Origin of the sequence: Ralstonia sp. ASV6, from assembly GCF_016429285.1 — a bacterium.
GTDB lineage: Bacteria > Pseudomonadota > Gammaproteobacteria > Burkholderiales > Burkholderiaceae > Ralstonia > Ralstonia flaminis.
The window spans coordinates 1-17,409 of record NZ_JAELUI010000115.1 but is presented as its reverse complement, the minus strand read 5'-3'; the positions used below and the strand labels follow the sequence as shown (position 1 = coordinate 17,409).

Annotated in this window: 16 protein-coding genes; 14 read left to right on the top strand and 2 right to left on the bottom strand. The window is 62.2% G+C overall.

Features of this window, described 5'->3' with window-relative positions:
* A partial coding sequence (locus tag JHD73_RS20360; RefSeq protein WP_199032040.1) for a hypothetical protein occupies nt 1-381 on the bottom strand: 381 nt, incomplete at its 3' end.
* 333 nt (nt 382-714) lie between these two features.
* Nucleotides 715-1,077: a helix-turn-helix domain-containing protein gene (locus JHD73_RS20355; RefSeq protein WP_199032039.1), complete on the bottom strand. Its 363-nt coding sequence runs from the start codon at nt 1,075-1,077 to the stop codon at nt 715-717.
* A gap of 145 nt (nt 1,078-1,222) precedes the next feature.
* Here JHD73_RS20355 and JHD73_RS20350 point away from each other — a divergent pair, with 145 nt between their 5' ends.
* The 14 genes from JHD73_RS20350 to JHD73_RS20285 form a co-directional block, all read left to right on the top strand.
* A complete protein-coding gene (locus JHD73_RS20350) occupies nt 1,223-2,230 on the top strand; it encodes an NAD(P)-dependent alcohol dehydrogenase (RefSeq protein ID WP_199032038.1) in 1,008 nt (335 codons plus the stop codon).
* Nucleotides 2,231-2,696: 466 nt separating this feature from the next.
* On the top strand, nt 2,697-3,968 hold the full coding sequence (locus JHD73_RS20345) for a serine hydrolase (protein WP_199032037.1): 1,272 nt from the start codon (nt 2,697-2,699) through the stop codon (nt 3,966-3,968).
* A gap of 371 nt (nt 3,969-4,339) precedes the next feature.
* Complete coding sequence (locus tag JHD73_RS20340; protein WP_199032036.1) at nt 4,340-6,277, top strand: DNRLRE domain-containing protein; 1,938 nt, start codon at nt 4,340-4,342, stop codon at nt 6,275-6,277.
* Nucleotides 6,278-6,814: 537 nt separating this feature from the next.
* Entirely contained in the window at nt 6,815-7,945 is a 1,131-nt protein-coding gene (locus JHD73_RS20335) for a porin (protein ID WP_199032035.1), read from the top strand.
* A 198-nt stretch (nt 7,946-8,143) separates the two neighbouring features.
* Nucleotides 8,144-9,388, top strand: coding sequence for an ABC transporter substrate-binding protein (locus tag JHD73_RS20330; protein WP_199032034.1), 1,245 nt, complete (start codon nt 8,144-8,146; stop codon nt 9,386-9,388).
* A gap of 63 nt (nt 9,389-9,451) precedes the next feature.
* A complete protein-coding gene (locus JHD73_RS20325; RefSeq protein WP_199032033.1) occupies nt 9,452-10,321 on the top strand; it encodes a carbohydrate ABC transporter permease in 870 nt (289 codons plus the stop codon).
* The gene (locus JHD73_RS20320; RefSeq protein ID WP_199032032.1) at nt 10,318-11,199 is read left to right on the top strand and encodes a carbohydrate ABC transporter permease; all 882 of its coding nucleotides are present in this window, start codon (nt 10,318-10,320) and stop codon (nt 11,197-11,199) included. Before JHD73_RS20325 ends, JHD73_RS20320 begins: the two co-directional genes overlap by 4 nt.
* A gap of 2 nt (nt 11,200-11,201) precedes the next feature.
* Nucleotides 11,202-11,984, top strand: coding sequence for an SDR family NAD(P)-dependent oxidoreductase (locus JHD73_RS20315; RefSeq protein WP_199032031.1), 783 nt, complete (start codon nt 11,202-11,204; stop codon nt 11,982-11,984).
* A gap of 2 nt (nt 11,985-11,986) precedes the next feature.
* Nucleotides 11,987-13,135, top strand: coding sequence for a galactonate dehydratase (gene dgoD / locus JHD73_RS20310; RefSeq protein WP_199032030.1), 1,149 nt, complete (start codon nt 11,987-11,989; stop codon nt 13,133-13,135).
* A gap of 27 nt (nt 13,136-13,162) precedes the next feature.
* Nucleotides 13,163-14,254: an ABC transporter ATP-binding protein gene (locus tag JHD73_RS20305; protein ID WP_199032029.1), complete on the top strand. Its 1,092-nt coding sequence runs from the start codon at nt 13,163-13,165 to the stop codon at nt 14,252-14,254.
* Between the two features lie 55 nt (nt 14,255-14,309).
* Nucleotides 14,310-15,215: an SMP-30/gluconolactonase/LRE family protein gene (locus JHD73_RS20300; protein WP_199032028.1), complete on the top strand. Its 906-nt coding sequence runs from the start codon at nt 14,310-14,312 to the stop codon at nt 15,213-15,215.
* Nucleotides 15,212-16,183, top strand: a complete 972-nt coding sequence (locus tag JHD73_RS20295) for a 2-dehydro-3-deoxygalactonokinase (RefSeq protein ID WP_199032027.1) — start codon at nt 15,212-15,214, stop codon at nt 16,181-16,183. Before JHD73_RS20300 ends, JHD73_RS20295 begins: the two co-directional genes overlap by 4 nt.
* A complete protein-coding gene (locus JHD73_RS20290; RefSeq protein WP_199032026.1) occupies nt 16,177-16,818 on the top strand; it encodes a 2-dehydro-3-deoxy-6-phosphogalactonate aldolase in 642 nt (213 codons plus the stop codon). Before JHD73_RS20295 ends, JHD73_RS20290 begins: the two co-directional genes overlap by 7 nt.
* An 85-nt stretch (nt 16,819-16,903) precedes the next feature.
* Nucleotides 16,904-17,409: LacI family DNA-binding transcriptional regulator (locus tag JHD73_RS20285; protein WP_199032025.1), on the top strand; the 506-nt coding region annotated here is incomplete at its 3' end.

The following is a 17,409-nucleotide window of genomic DNA, read 5'->3' as shown; positions in this document are numbered from 1 at the left end:
GTTGCTGAACACCGCGATGTTGCCTTGCGTGGCGGCACAGGTACCACTGGTGCCGGCCTGCATCTGGCCCGCAAAGCTGACGGCGCGGTAGGGCCCCAGCGGTACATCTGCCATGACGGCCCAACCCTGTGCGGCCACCAGCTTGGCACCGGCCGACTTCGGCTGGATGACCCGCTGCGGGCAATCTTCCCGATCACTTGCGCTGCCGCCCGCTTTGGGCAGCGCGGCGGTTGCCTTGACGCGGATGCTCTTCAACTCGGAGAGCACGCGCGGTGCTGTGGCACTTGTTTGTGCGATGGCGGGCAACGATACCGCGAGGCTCAGCGCCAGCACGGCATGGCGCAGGGAAGTCTGTGCGGCGGGGGCTGCAAACGTAGGCATGGCGAGAGCGCGCATCGAGAGCGCGATGGAAGAAGATTGGAGAGGACGCAGTCTCTGGCGAGCGTGGAAATCGCCAAAAGATTAAGAGGCGGAAACAAGTCGGCGACGCAGCAATGGTTGTTCTGATTGGCTTGCCGCTGTTGACGCGGTGGGACTATATAGATCGGTATCTATTCGTGCAATCGCATCACATGGGCGGCGCGTTGCCAAACTGTGCGGTCCAGTCGGTGGCGGTTCAGAGACCTTGTATGCCCGCTGTGTTGTTGAACTGCGCCGCATTCAATAGGCCGGATTTCGTCAAAGAGAACCGATGGCAACGCCGGAGCTAGACAACTACGCCTCCAAAGCCTCTTGCTGTGCATCCGGCATTTTGTGCTCCCGGTACGACTGCCCCCAGTCGCGCAGGCTGATCAGCACCGGCGCAAGCGACTCCCCAAGCGGGGTCAGCGCATATTCGACCTTGGGCGGCACCTGCGGATAGACGTGCCGCACGATGATGCCGTCGGTTTCCAGCTCACGCAGTTGCAGCGTCAGCATGCGCTGTGTTGCGTTGGGAATCAGCCGCGTCAGTTCCATGAAGCGCTTCGTGCCGTCCAGCAGGTGAAACAGGATGACAGGCTTCCACAGGCCGCCGATCACAGAGAGCGTGACCTCGACCGCGCAGCCGCTCTTGATGCCTTGAGGTTTGCGACGCATTGGATTTGTACCTACAAAATTGATAGTACTGGCGATAATTGTACGTTTTTGCGGTAAGCGATGTACAGATCGACAATCCCCTCTGTCGCTGCGTTGCCGTGCACGGCCGCAGCGCTGTCCCGATCTCTCCCAAGGAACCGTTTCAATGAAAGCCATCACCCTGCGCCAGCCCGGCGGATTGGATCAACTTCAACGTGTCGAACTTGCCGACCCCGGCGCGCCCGGCCCCGGCGAAATCCGCGTACGCATTCACGCAAGCTCCCTGAACTTCCATGATCTCGGCGTCGTGACCGGCCGTTTGCCCAGCGCGGATGGCCGTATCCCGATGTCCGATGGCGCAGGCGTTGTCGAGGCCATCGGCGAGGGCGTCAGTGAATTCGCAGTGGGCGATGCCGTTGTGTCGACCTTCTTCCCGACCTGGCTGGACGGTGGTCCGACGCTGTCGGACTTCAAGACCGTGCCGGGCGATGGCGTTGACGGCTACGCACGCGAATGCGTCGTCCACCCTGCACACTGGTTCACGCACGCACCGCGCGGCTACAGCCACGAAGAGGCGGCAACGCTCACCACAGCAGGCCTGACTGCATGGCGCGCACTCGTGGTCGACAGGCAATTGAAGGCCGGTGACACCGTGCTTGTGCTTGGCACCGGCGGCGTATCGATCTTCGCGCTGCAGTTCGCCAAGCGGATGGGCGCAACGGTCATCGCAACGTCATCGTCCGACGAGAAGCTGGAGCGCGTTCGCGCACTCGGCGCAGATCACACCATCAACTACCGTCGCGACACGGATTGGGCTGCCAAGGTGCTGGAGTACACGAACGGGCGGGGCGTCGATCAGGTGATCGAGGTCGGCGGGGCGGACACGCTGACGCAATCCATCCGTGCATGCCGCACTGGCGGCCATATCGCATTGATCGGGGTGCTCGCCGGCGTTGTCGGCCAGGTGCCCACCGTTGAGCTGATGCTGCGCCACCAGACGCTGCAAGGGTTGATTGTCGGCAGCCGCAGCCAGCAGCGCGACATGGTGCGTGCGATTGAGGCAACAGGTATCAAGCCCGTGATTGACCGCACGTTCGCACTGGATGACATTGCCGAGGCGTTTGCTCACCAGGCAGCGGGTAAGCATTTCGGTAAGCTCTGCTTGTCGATTTGATCTCTGACGGCAGCGCCCAGCTTGGCGGTTTGCGCCGGGCTGGGCAATTGGATTGCGTGCGTGGCTCGATTGCTTTCGGGCACTCGCACAAAGGCGGGTGATGCCAGACCCTGTAGCCGTACATCGGAGGGCCGTGTTTTCGAGTGCTCAACACCATGCCCCACGCCCAACCAATTCCCATCTATACGATCCCCGCACTGTTCACCTTGCGCGGCATGCTGCATAAGTTCTGGGCGAGCGAGCTGGGTGGCAAACGCCTGCCGCCGGAGCTTGATCAATCTGAGCGGCAATAGCGCATTCCGGGGGGGGGGCAAGCGCATTGAGCGCCGCGGGTGATGTCATGATGACGGCGTGTGGCGATGTACCACACAGCCATCGGGCCGGTACGCGCGGTCAGCAATGCTGGGCACCGGCATGCTATTGTCAGCCTGCGCCAGCGGCGCAGCTGTGAATACAAGGGGAAAGCATGGATGCGCGACGTAGCGAAACACACGGGATGTCCCGGGATCGGCTCGAACGGGTCGAGCGCTTTATCGATGAAGCCTATATCGCCACCGGCAAGCTGCCCGGCGCGTTGACCCAGGTGTGGCGTCGCGGCGAGCGGGTCCTGAACTCGGTGCTCGGCCAGGCTGACCGCGAGCGGCAAGTCCCGCTGGCTGAAGATTCGATCTTCCGCATCTACTCGATGACCAAGCCCGTCACGTCGGTAGCGATCATGATGCTGGTCGAGGAATGCAAGATCGCCCTGGATGATCCGGTCAGCAAGTACATTCCGGCGTGGGCCAACCTGGGCGTGTACACCGGCGGCTTCATGCAGGGCTTCCAGACGCGCCCGGCTGCGCGCCCCATGCTGGTGGTCGACCTGTTGCGCCATACCTCCGGCCTGACCTACGGCTTTCACCAGAACACCAACGTTGATGCGGCATATCGCCAGCTCAAGCTGGGCGACATCGCCACCCGGGGCACGCTGGACGAGATGATCGAGAAGCTGGCTGGGCTGCCGCTCGAGTTTTCGCCGGGCGAGGCATGGAATTACTCCGTCTCGACCGATGTGTTGGGCTACCTCGTTGGCAAAGTCAGCGGCATCCCGTTCGAGACCTTCCTGAAGGAGCGGATATTCGACCCGCTGGGGATGGTTGACACTGCCTTTCATGTGCCGGAAGAAAAGGTGCCTCGCTTCTGCGCCTGCTACGCCGTGGGGGCACTCGGATCGACGACCGTGTCCGAACAGCCAGTTCTGCAGGACGACCCCCGCACCAGCCCCTACCTGAAGCCGCCCAGCTTTGTGTCTGGCGGCGGCGGACTGGTGTCTACCGCTGCCGACTACCTGCGCTTTGCGCGCATGCTGCTGCAGGGTGGTGAGCTAGACGGGGTGCGCCTGCTGGGGCCGAAGACTCTGGCGTTGATGACCGCCAACCATCTGCCGGGCGGGGCGAGCATATCGAGCATGTCGCCGCGCTCGATGTTCAGCGAGGCTGCCTATGACGGCGTTGGATTCGGGCTCGGTTTTGCCACCACGGTGACGCAGCCAACCACGCTGATCCCCGGCAGCACCGGCGATTTCTTCTGGGGCGGTGCGGCTGGCACCTTCTTCTGGGTTGACCCGCAGGAGGAGCTGATCGGCATGTTCCTGACGCAGGTGTTACCGTCGTCGGCTTACCCGGTACGCCGCCAGTTGCGTACGCTGGTCTACAGCGCGATCACCGAGCTGGGTGCCGGGCAGCAGCGCTCAAGCTGAGTCCTCGGCTTCCCGTTGTCGCGCGGACGCCGGGAGAACGCAGAAACCGTTGCGGCGCGTCGTCCTGCAAGGCGATGCGCCGTTTTCTTGTCAGGCCTGTTGCGTTCCGCTTACGGGTTCCCACTAGTACACAAAACGAATGTCGCCAACCAAGATGCGAGCACAAAGTTAAGCGCTTAACTTTGTGCTTCGCGACATCGTCTCCCTATGCGCGCAAGAGGGCAGTGCCATCGTCGCGTCCTGCATTGCGGGATTTCCCCCGCAACTTCAGTCCCATTCTTGATAGCGAGGTGGCCATGCGCCATGTTCTTTCAGACAACAAGCCAGACAGGAAGCGTTCATACCGATTTGCTGCGCTTGTGGCATCAACATTGCTCGCCGTTCTGTCACCCGGCATCGCCAGCGCTGCGTCGACGTACTACGTTGATTGCTCCGCGAGCGCGGCAGGTACCGGTGCCAGCACCAGCCCCTGGAATTCGATCAGCCAGCTCAATGCGTGGACATTTGCGCCCGGCGACACGCTCCTCTTCAACAGCGGTACAACCTGCACGGGATCGTTCCTCGGCAAGGGTTCGGGCACGGCTGCCGCGCCCATCACCGTGGGCGTTTACGGCAGCGGTGCGCCCCCCGTCATCAACGCCAACGGCGCGCGGGCGGCAATTGAGCTGGACAACGTCGACTATTGGTCGATCGGCGCGATCAAGCTGACCAACCCGGCGGCGTCGGTGGGGCTGCGCAACGGGCTGCTGGTGCAGTCGACGGATGGCACCGCTCACACCGGTTTCGACATCAACGGGCTGATCGTGGATCGTGTTGCCGGCCAGACCAACAAGGCGACGAACTCGAACGACTACATTCACTCCGCGGGCATCGAGTTTGACGCCGACACCACCAATGGGTCGACCTTGAACAGCGTGCATGTCTACAACACGCAGGTCAGCAACACCGGGGGCGGTGGCATCAAGGTGCGCACCGGGTCGATGACCAAGCGCGGCCAGAATATTCGTGTCGACCACAACACGATCACATCGGCAGGCGGCGATGGCATCGTGGTCTCGTACAGCGAGTCGCCGCTGATCGAATACAACGTTGCAAATGACCTGGGCGGCGGCGTGTATCCCTTCACGGGCGGCAACTTTGCCGGCATGTGGGTGCTGGGCGACCACAACCCGACCATCCAGTTCAACGTGGTCACCGGCAACCACGCATCGGTGGCGGACAGCCAGGCATGGGATTGCGACTGGGGTAACACCGGCACATGTCTGGTGCAATACAACTACAGTCGCGACAACTATGGCGGCTTCTACCTGAACTGCGATGGTTGCGGCACCTCGGGCGGCGCCACGCAGATCGTGCGCTACAACGTCGCCCAGAACGATTGCCGTACAAACAGCGTGGGCAACGCCGTCACGCTCTGGATGTACAACAACACGTTCTATTGCCCCAACACCAAGCTCAACATTGTGTTGCCCACCACCTCCAAGGTGTGGAACAACATCTGGGTGGCGACCACCACGTCCACGCTGCCCACCGGCAGTGGCATCGACTATCAGGGGAACGTGTACCAAGGCGTTCCGCCGCCCACGTCGGACGGTGTGGTGGGCGCGCCTGGGTTCATCAAGCCGGGCACGGGGGGCAACTCTCTGGCATCGACAGCCGGCTACTGGCTGGGTGCTGGCTCACCGGCGTTGAGCAACGGCGTGATCGTGCCGAACAACGGCGGACGGGACTACTGGGGCAATCCGGTCTCATCGACAGCCAACCCGAATCGCGGTGCCTACAACGGCCCGGGTGTCACGCCGACGACGCTGGGCGACACGGCGGACGCCTACGTGCGTGACGGCACCTATGCCACCACCAACTTCGGCACTTCGGTCGACCTGGCCGTCAAGAACGATGCCACCAGCTACGCCCGCGATTCGTACCTGATGTTCGATCTGTCGAGCATTAGCACGCCGATCAAGCAGGCCACGGTGTATCTGACGTCCACCAGCCTGGGCCAGACGGGCATCATCAACAATGCCTACCCCGTGGCGAACCATACCTGGACGGAAAGCGGCGTCACCTGGAACACCATGCCTGCGATCGGGGCGACGCCGCTGGCGGGCTGGACCGCGCCTGCCGTCGGCAACACCGTGGCGATCGATGTGACCTCGCAGGCGATCAGCGCACAGAGCGGCGACAAGCAACTGGCACTGGCCGTCACTTCTCCAGTCAATGTGGGAAGCGGCGGCCTGGTGACCTACGCATCCAAGGAGCACACAACAGCGGGTTACCGACCGGTGCTGGTGGTTGTGCCGGCAAACTGAAATGTAGCGATCGCGCAGGGTGCGCTGTCGCTGTCAGCGGCAGCGATTGATGTTCTCTCCATTGGCCTGGTGCCCCACACGGGGTGCCGGGCTTTTTTCTTGGGCGATGTGGGCCCAAAAAAATACCCGGCAACGTTGTCGCAGCCGGGTCGAAGGAAACGATGAAGCCCAGGGCAAGCCAGCCCAGGGCAACTACAGGGTAACGGTGACGGACCTGTCGAAATCTGAACGAATCTGACGCCGTGACATGCACACGACAGCGAAGGGTTGCGGTGACCAATCGTTCTTCGCGGCATGCCGCTCGTCATGGGGAGCTTCCGCTGTCGCCAGGCCGCATTCCCACGCCGTTTGCAGTTCGCGGCAGGCCTGCACGCCGCTTCATTCGACAAGCGCCTCAGGGAAAGCACCAACTCTTCACTTACAACGGGTTTGTTACTCTAGTTAAACGCTTAACAACGCCGTACGGCGGAACGAAGCCAAGAACGTGCGTGAGAGCCGTCGGAACACCAATCAAGGTGTATTTGGAGGAAGAGACAAATGAAACGTAAATATTTCGCCGCCCTGTTGGCCATGGGCTTGGCTGGTGGCGCGTATGCGCAGTCCAGCGTCACCCTGTGGGGGCGCGTGGGCGGGGGCGTCGAGTACATGAGCAACATCAAGACGGGCGCCAACACCAGCGGCTCGAAGCTGGCCGAAGGCAGCCAGTGGGGCACCAGCATTTGGGGCATGAAAGGCACGGAAGATCTGGGCGGCGGCAATCAGGCGCAGTTCTGGCTGGAAGGTGCTTTCGCTTCGGATACCGGCAACCAGGGTGGCGGCAAGCTGTTCCAGCGTGGGGCCTGGGTGGCGCTCAAGAACGCCGACTACGGCATGCTGCGGCTGGGGCAGGGCAATACCATCAATAACTACATCTGGCGTTTCGATCCGTTTCTGCTCGAAGACTATTCGGCATCGACATTCACCAACTATCGCAACGGCAATAAGCTGGCCAATGGCATCCGCTACGAGTCGCCCAACTTTGGCGGTTTCGAATTCGGCGCCCAGCTGAACCTGGGGGAGAGCCCGGACGGCTTCCGCAGGGGCCCAGAAGATTCGGTGCTGTCCAACATCGGTATGTCCTATGGCGTCACCGTCGCCTATGTGCAACCGACATGGGAGGTGCGCGCCTTGTACGACGAGGTCAACAGCAACAATGGCCGACTCGACAACCTGTTCATCGCGTCGCGCGAACTCTTCCTGGGCGCCAAGGCGCAGATCACGCCCAGGCTGATGGCGCAAGTTGGGTGGGCACATTACACGGCACCGGACACGGCGCCGGGCCTCTCGCGCGTGGCCAACCACGTCTGGACCGGCCTGACCTACGACGTCACACCACGGCTCCACGCCATCGGTGCGGTCTACATGATGAAGGTGGGCAAGGGGCAGTGGACCAGCGACCACGACGGCGAAGGACGCGGCACGATGTTCAGCCTGGGCGGCATGTACGACCTGTCCAAGCGCACGTTCCTGTATGCCACGGTGTCGTACGTCAAGAACAGCGCCAACGCCAACTTCTCGGTGCGCCCCACAGCCCCGGGCTATGGCGACCCTGTTACCGGCAATGGCAATTCGCCCGCTGCGGGCGGTTCCCAGCTCGGCGCCTACGCCGGCATCATGCATAACTTCTGAGCCAGCGCTTGCCGTTCAAGGCAATCTGCCTGGGGTAAATACCTAGCATCGCAACATCGATTGACCTTGTTCCAGGCGCCATCTTAGGTAAAATTAGTTAAACGCTTACCAAAACAAAAACAAAGCGTCTGAGCCACCGATCAAGCGATCAAATCGTCGTCGGTGGCGCAGACTCCAAATCCCATCGTGGAGGAAGACATGCAGCGTCGTTATGCGAAATTTCTCGCCGGCGGTTTGCTGGCTGCGACGGCGGTCGCAGCGCAAGCGGCCGCGGTTGAGCTGAACGTGAGCGCCTGGAAAGGCGGCGCGGCAGAGCCGGCAGCCATGCCGGAACTGATCGCCAAGTTCGAGAAAGAAAACCCCGACATCAAGATCAAGTTCGACTACATCACCCGCAATGACACGACGACCATCATGTCGTCGCGCCTGCAGGGAGGTGCCGCGCCAGACGTGATGATGGTGGACCGTCCGCTGATGCGTCAGTGGGCGGCGGCGGGTCAGCTCATGGACTTGAGCGCCGACCCGACGATCCAGAAGTTGGCACCCGATGTAAAGCCGCTCGCCCAGATTGGCGGCAAGTACTACATGGTGCCGATGGAGGTGGTCGGTATCGGCCTGTTTGCCAACGAGACCTTGCTGAAGAAAGCGGGCGTCGACCATGTGCCGACCAACATCAGCGAGATGAAGGCGGCTTGCACGAAGCTGCGCGCGGCCAACATCACGCCGCTGCTCCTGCCCGCCAAGGACGGCTGGGCACCCGCCATGCTGGCGCTGACCATGGGCCTGGCGCCCAGCGTGAAGGCGAACCCGTCGTTCGTGAGCGACGTGGTGGCCGGCAAGCAGAAGTTTTCGTCCAACCCGAATTTCAAGCAGGCCATCGGCGCCCTGAAAGAACTGGCGGACGCCCATTGCTATGACCCGAAGCTGAACGTCGGCATCGACCCGTGGGGCCTGGGCCTGACGGAGTTCACTGCCGGCCGCGTGGCGATGATGCCGCAGGGTGCATGGAGCATCCAAAAGTTCACGGTCAATGGCAAGCCGGCAGTCGACTTTGTCTTCGCGCCGCTGCCATCGCTTGATGGCGGCAAGGCGGCGGGCCTGGACATGCTGGGCACGGCGTGGGCGATCAACGCGGCGGCCAGGCAGCCTGCTGCTGCCAAGCGTTGGCTGCAGTTCTGGTCCAAGGAAGAGAACCTCGGCAAGTTCCTGCAGGCGGAAGCTGCGTTCAGCCCGTTTGCCGGTGGCCAGAGCGCAATCCCGGCGTCGGAGCGCTTGTATGCCGAAGCGCGCAAGGCGGGCAACACGGTAGCGCACCCCAAGGGCGATTTCTCCGCTGCCTTCATCCAGGAAATGCAGAAGAGCATGGCGGCCTATCTCCTGAACATCAATCAGGACCAGGGTGCCGTGCTGGCGCGCTGGGACAACGCACCGCAACAGCAGTAAAGGCTGTCTTGACGTGCGCCGGGGTTGCGATGCCATCGCGGCCCCGGCTGATGGAAGAAGAACATGAGCAAGAGAAATCACCTCTTATGGTTCGCGCTGCCGGCGCTAGTCCTCTACGCGATATTCGGCATCTATCCGCTGTTCAGCGCGGTCCGGCTGAGCTTCACGAACTTCGGCGGCGTGGGCGCAGAGACCTGGATCGGCTTGAAGAACTACGCAGAGATACTGGCCAATCCGGAGTACTTCAAGGTGCTCAAGGTCACGCTGGCCTATTGCGTGATCGTGGTCGTGATCCAGAACACACTGGGCCTGCTGTTTGCGGCGCTGCTGTTTTCACTGCCCAGGATTCGTAGCGGTGCGCGCGTTGCGTTGCTGGTGCCGAGCATGTACTCGGCGGTGATTGCCGCGTTTGTCTGGCAGTACATCTACTCGCCGCTGGGCGGCGGACTGAATGAATCGCTGAAGGTGCTCGGCCTCGAAAACCTGCAGCAGATCTGGCTTGGGGACCCAGGCATTGCGCTGTTTGCAGTCGCCGCAGTGCAGGTCTGGATGTACGTCGGGTATTCCACTGCGATCTTCCTGGCCGGCTACATGAGCATTCCCGCGGAGCTGTACGACGCCGCGCGCATTGACGGCGCCAACGCCTGGCATCGCTTTACGAAGATCGACATCCCGCTGCTTGCGCCGTCGTTCACCGTGAGCATCACGTTGAGCACGATCGGCACGCTCAAGAGTTTCGAGTTACCGCTGGTGCTCACGCAGGGTGGCCCCGACGGTGCAACTACCACGCTCGGCCTGCAGATCTTCAATAGCCTGTTCGGTGAGTACCGCTTTGGTTTCTCCAGCGCCTTGTCCATCGTCATGCTGGTCATGATCGCGACGATTGCTTACGTGCAGAACTGGATGCTTCGCAAACGGGAGCAAGCCCTATGAAAGCCCTCTCCATGACAGCGTCGTCGGGTACGTCCCAACGCCATCCCACGTTCCGAGTCCGCAATGTCCCGGACATGCTGCGCGGTGCGCTGGCCATCGGCATTGCCGGCGTAATCCTGCTGCCCATCGCCTACATGCTGATGATGTCGGTGCGTTCGGGCATGGACATCGCTGCGAACCCGCTGGGGTTTCCGCGCAGCCTGCAGTGGGACAACTACGTGCGCACGTTTGCCGAGATGAACTACTGGCGCAGCGTAGCCAACACGATCGGCATTACTGTGGCGGTAACGGTGCTGGTGTCGGTGATTGCGTCCATGGCGGCGTATCCGCTGGCGAGGCTGCGCTCGAAGTTGTCGAACGCGCTGTACGTGCTGCTCACGCTCGGGTTGACGATCCCGATGTTCGTCAGCCTCACGCCCACCTATCTGCTGCTGCGCAACTTCGGTCTGCTCAACAGCTACGCCGGGATCATCCTCGCCTACACGGTGCTGAACCTGCCACTTGGCGTGTTCTTCTACTGCAGCTTCCTGAAGAGCATTCCGATGGAGTTGGAAGAGGCGGCCATCTTGGACGGATGCACGCCGTGGCAGGTGTATCGCCACGTGATCCTGCCGCTGCTGCGCCCGATTACCGGCACGCTGGCCATGTTCGTCACCCTGCATGTCTGGAACGATCTGGTCTATCCGCTGCTCTTCCTGCAGGACCAGCACAAGTTCCCGATCACGGTGTCGGTGTTCCGCTTCATCGGCACGATGGATGTTGACCCGACCAAGCTGTTCCCGGCGGCCGTTCTGGGCACCTTGCCGCTGCTGGTGATGTTCCTGTTGCTGCAACGTCAGATCGTGGCTGGTATTACCGCTGGCGCGGTGAAGGGGTGAACATGAGCGAACAACAATGCGGCATTGGTGGCCGCGTGGTGGTGGTCACCGGCGGGGGCGCGGGCATTGGCCTCGGCATCGTCAAGGTGCTGGCGCAGCAGGGTGCACGCGTGGTCATGGCGGAGTGCAACCCAGAGGGCAGCCGTACCAGCGCGGCCCTGTGCGAGCAGGGCCTGGATGTTCGGTTCATCCCATGCGATGTGGGCGACCCCGCAAGCATCGACGCGCTGTTTGCCGAGGTGCGCAGCCACTACCCCCAGCTCGACGGTCTGGTGAACAACGCGGGGCTCACCATCCACGGCGATTTTCTGGAGGCGTCGCTGGAATCGTGGGAGCGCATGGTCAACGTGAACCTGCGCTCGGTGTTTCTGTGCTCGCAGCATGCCGCACGGATGATGGCGGGCGCAGGCGGCGCCATCGTCAACATCTCGTCAAACCACGCGGGGGCCAGCTCCGAAGGGTTTGAGGGCTATGCGGCCACCAAGGGTGGCATTACCGCCATGACCCGTGCGATGGCCTGGAGCCTGGGCAAATACCGCATCCGCGTGAACTCGCTCAGCCCGGGGCTGACCCTGACGGACCACATCGGCCAACTCATGTCGGACAAGCCCGAGCTTGGCCGTTTCTATCACGCACTGCACGCAACGCAACGGATCAACCAACCGGAAGACGTCGGCCAGCTTGCTGCCTTCCTGTTGTCGGAGGCGTCCATCAGCCTGACAGGTGCAGACCTGATGGCAGACAACGGTCTATCTGCCCATTTGTTTAATCGCAGCGGAATTTGAAGATGAAGATCACGAAGCTCGAAGTATTTCCGGTGGCTCCTCGTTGGCAGTTCCTGAAGGTGGAAACGGATGAGGGGATTTCCGGTTGGGGCGAACCCATTGTGGAAGGGCGCGCAGCCACCACGGCCGAAGCCGTGCGTGAGCTGTCCGATTACCTGATCGGTAAGGACCCGCGCTGCATTGAAGACCTGTTCCAGGTGATGTACCGCGGTGGCTTCTATCGCGGTGGCCCGGTGCTAAGCAGCGCCATCTCCGGCATCGAGCAGGCGCTGTGGGACATTAAGGGCAAGGCGCTCGGCGTGCCGGTGTACGAGCTGCTGGGCGGTGCGGTGCGCGACAAGGTTCGGCTGTACGCCCATGTGCCTGGTGCCACGCCGGAAGCGTGCGCTGCTGCAGCAAAAAAGCTGGTGGCATCGGGCTACACCGCGCTGAAGATGGGCGTGGTGTCCGAGACGGACTGGGTGGAGCGGCCTTCCAACATCGATGCAGCCGTCAACCGGTTTGCCGCCGTGCGCGAAGCGGTGGGCCGCGATGTGGGTGTGGGCATCGATTTTCACGGGCGCGTGCGCCGTTCCGTTGCCAAGGTGCTGGCCAAGGCGATCGAGCCGTTCGACCCGATGTTCTATGAAGAGCTGCTGCTGCCTGGCAACACCGATGCACTGCGCGAGGTTGCCCGCAACTGCGCCGTGCCGCTGGCAACGGGGGAGCGCATGTTCACCCGGTGGGACTTCAAGGCCGTGCTGGAAGACGGCGTCGTCGACATCATCCAGCCCGATGTGAGCCACACCGGTGGCATCTGGGAGCTGCGCAAGATCGCTGCGATGGCCGAGGCCTACGACGTGGCCGTCGCCCCGCATTGCCCGCTGGGCCCGATCACGCTCGCGTCGTCGCTGCAGATTGATCTGTGCACGCCCAATGCGTTCATCCAGGAGCAGTCCACCAACGTGGCGTATCACACCGACGACAACGCCATGTTCCGGTACCTCAAGGGCGATCCGTTCAATTTCGAGGCGGGTTTTGTCAACCGTCTGGAAGCGCCGGGCCTGGGCATTGAAGTCAACGAAGAGGCGGTACGCGAGGCGGCCGCCACGGGGCACCGCTGGCGCAATCCGGTTTTCCGTCTTGAAGACGGCTCCGTCGCCGAGTGGTAAGCGCGGCAACACGCAGGAAGAACGATCATGGCAAAAGTGGCACTGCATCACATCGGCAAGCGGTATGACGACGGCACCGAAGTCATTCGCGATGTCAGCCTCGAAATTGAGGATGGGGAATTCATGGTGTTTGTCGGGCCGTCCGGTTGCGGCAAATCGACCATGCTGCGCATGCTGGCGGGCCTGGAAGACATCACGCGCGGCGATCTGCTGATCGGCGAGCAGCGCGTGAACGAGATCGCGCCGTCCAAGCGCGGCATCTCCATGGTGTTCCAGAGCTATGCGCTGTACCCGCACATGTCGGTGTATGACAACATGGCATTTGGCCTGAAGCTGTCCGGTGTCAAGGGCGAAGAGCTTGACCGCGCGGTGCGCAATGCGGCCGAAATCCTGAAGCTCACGCCGTTGCTGGAGCGCCGGCCGAAGGCGCTGTCCGGCGGTCAGCGGCAGCGGGTGGCGATTGGCCGCGCCATCGTTCGCAAGCCTAAAGTGTTTCTGTTTGACGAACCGCTGTCGAACCTGGATGCCGCACTGCGCGTGCAGATGCGCATTGAACTGGCCCGCCTGCACAGCCAGCTCGAAGCCACGATGGTCTACGTGACGCACGACCAGGTAGAGGCCATGACCCTGGGCGACCGCATTGCCGTGTTCAACGCCGGGCGCATCGAACAGGTCGGGCGCCCCCTGGAGCTGTACAACCGGCCCGCCAACAAGTTTGTGGCGACGTTCCTGGGCTCGCCCAGCATGAACATCCTGCCCTGCAGCTTCATGGTTGATAGCGCTGGCGGTGCACGCCGCGCGCTGGTCGGCAATCGTACGGTCATCGGGCTGGGTGAACACCGTCAGGCTGCCGCTACCAACGAGGGTTCCATCGGCATCCGGGCCGAGCACATCGATATCGGCTCGGCCGGCGTGCTTGATATTCCTGCACGCGTGACCTTGATCGAGCACCTCGGCGAGATGGCCATTGCCTACGTTGAGATTGCAGGCCACGCCGAATCGGTGGCAGTCAAGCTGCGCTCGGAAAAGGTCGAGTACGAGATCGGGCAGGAGGTCAGCGTTGGCTTCCCTTCGCAGCACATCTACGTGTTTGATGCCGAAGGCACAGCAGTCTACTGAGCGGTGACACAGACCAGTCGTCCATAACAAAAAAGTCAGTCACGGAACGCAAACGATGCAAGTTCAATTGGTGCAGGCCGCCAACGCAATCCTGGGCGAAGGCCCACTGTGGTGCCCGGATGAGCAGGTGCTCTATTGGATCGACATCCTTCGCCCCGCGGTGTATCGCCATACGCCGGGCGTGGGGCAGACCGGCGTATGGGCGTTGCCCGAAAGCGTGGGTTCCATTGCCCGCCTAGGTGCAGGGCAACTGCTGGTTGCCATGCGCAGTGGCCTGTTTGCGCTGTCTACGGTCGAGGGTTCGCTGACGCGGCTGGCCTCCGTCGAGCACGCCTCTGCCCAGCAGCGCCTCAACGATAGTGCAGTCGATCCTGCAGGGCGCTTCTGGGTCGGCTCCATGCGTGAGGGCGGCCCGAGCTTCGGCAAGCTGTATCGCTTTGGCGGTGGTTCTGCACCGTTCGAACTCGATGATCAATGGGCGTGCCCGAACGGTATCGGCTGGAGCCCAGACGGCACGGTGATGTACGTCACCGATTCGGCCAAGCAGACCATCTGGCGCTATGCCTATTCGGTTGAGCACGGCACGGCCACCGACAAGCAGGTGTTTGCCACCTTCGATGCTGGCACGCCGGATGGCCTGACGGTGGATGCCGAGGGGTGTGTGTGGTCTGCCTTGTGGGACGGCTGGAGCGTCGTCCGGCTGAGCCCCGAAGGCGAACGTGTGACCACGGTGCCGATGCCCGTGCAACGGCCTACCAGCGTGGCCTTTGGTGGCGACGCCCTCCAGACGCTGTATGTGACGTCGGCAAGCATCAATGTCGACACCACCGGGTTGAACGCCGGGCCCTTGGCGGGTGGCCTGTTCGCGGTTGAGACATCGGTGCGTGGACTGCTGAATACGCCGGCCCGTTTGGGGGAGAGGACATTCCTGTGCGCGACAGGCGCGGAGGTGCTCGCATGACCGCGCAGGCCGGCCTGATCGCACAGGAAAACACCGTGGACACGGCCGCCGTTGCGCCAGCACTGGTTGCGGTCGATTGGGGAACGTCGTCGTTTCGCGCGGCGATTGTGCGGGCAGATGGCACCATTCTTCGTTCCATGTCGGCCGGCAAGGGCATTGCCAAGATTCCTGGGCGAGACTTCAGCCAGGCATTCAGGCAATTGCTGTCCAGTTGGGAGGCGGAACTTGCCTCGTTACCAATCTACCTATGCGGCATGGTCGGCAGCCGCCAGGGCTGGGTGGAAACCACGTATCAGGAGTGTCCTGCGGGCTTTGAAGACATCGCGCGCGGCACGACCCGTTGCAAGATCGACGGCATGGAGTTGCGTTTCATCCCGGGCCTGCACTGGTATGACAATGTGGCCGGGCACGACGTCATGCGGGGTGAAGAGACGCAGGTGATCGGGGGGGTGACGCTTGGCCGTGAGCGCATCGTGGTTACGCCGGGCACGCATTCCAAATGGATTCTGACCGAGGGCCAGTCTGTCCGGCACTTCCGTACGTTCATGACGGGCGACATCTTTGCGGCAATGCGTGGTCACACCATCCTCGCGCATTCGATGGACGAGGGCAGCACGCTGGCTTCGCCAGGGGAAGTCAGTTTCGAGCAGGGTGTCCGGCAGGGCTTCCGCACGAACGCGTTGATGGGCGAGCTGTTTTCGGTCCGTACGCGCAGCTTGTTTTCGGAGCCCGGTTTCCACGCGGCCAGCTATTTGTCCGGCCTGCTGATCGGCAGCGAGTTTGCTTCGGGGGTGGCCCTCTATCCGGCAGCCACTCGGGAGGGGGTCACGGTGATCGGGTCCGCCGCGCTGATGCCGTTCTATGTGCGCGCCGCACAGTGCCTGGGCATCGATACGGAAGTCGTGGACGGCGAAGCCAGCGTGCTGGGCTGCTACCGGCTCGCACGATTAAATGGAGAAGCATGGTGATGCAGTCAAAGAACGTAGAGAAGTTTGCGCAGTTGATGGCACGGTGCCCGATTGTCGCAATCCTGCGAGGGGTCCACCCGGATGAAGTGCTGGAGATTGGCGAGGCGCTCATCTCCAACGGCATCGAGATCATCGAGGTGCCACTCAATTCACCGGAGCCCTTCGAGAGCATCCGCCGCTTGCAGGCGCGCTTTGGCGAGACTGCGCTCATTGGCGCGGGCACTGTTGTGACGGTCGAACAGGTGGATCGCGTGCGTGACGCCGGCGGTGTGCTTGTGGTGTCGCCCAATATCAACCCGGCGGTGGTGCGGCGCACGGTTGAAACTGGATTGGTATCGCTGCCTGGCGTTGCAACGCCTAGCGAAGCCTATGTTGCTCTGGAGGCCGGCGCGCACGCGGTGAAGGCGTTTCCGGCGGATCAGATCGGGTGTGTTGCCTTGCAGGCTTGGAAAACCATCCTGCCAGCAGGCACCCGGCTGCTGGCGGTTGGCGGTGTGGACGAGGCGACGTTGCCGCGCTTTCGCGCAGCCGGAATCACGGGTTTTGGGGTGGGCGGGTCGCTGTACAAACCGGGTGCGTTGCCGGAACAGGTCGGGCTGGTGGCAAAAAAGCTGCACAATGCCTGCCTGAACTGAGCGCAAACGCACCGATATCAGCCGTATCCGCTGTGAATCGTGTCCTGCCGCCATTCATGAACACTTCGGTTTTGCATTGAATTTCATGACTGAAAAGAAGAGTGCCCCGACCCTGAGCGACGTCGCCACCGCGGCCAATGTCTCCACGGCGACCGTCTCGAAATACATCAACCGCATCCAGCGTTTCTCGCCGGAGGTGGAGGCGCGGGTTGCCGCCGCCATCAAGGACCTGGGCTACCACTCCAACCCGATGGCGCGATCGATGGTGACGGGGCGCTCCAAGACGCTGGGGTTGTCCATCACGGATATGCACAACCAGTACTTCGCCGGGCTGGTGCAAGGTGCCAACCGCGTGGCAATGAAGCACGGCTACAGCTTGCTGCTGGTGGATAGCGAAGAAAGTGCGAGCCGAGAGCGTCAGTTGCTGGAAGACCTGTGCATGCGTGTCGACGGCCTGATGATCAACTCCAAGCTGCGCCAGGAAGAGATGGAGTGGATTCACGAACTGCCCAAGCCGTTCGTCTTTTTCGATCGGCGCGAGGACAACGGCAAGCAGGAGATCGATTCGCACAACCGCGATGCTGCTTACAT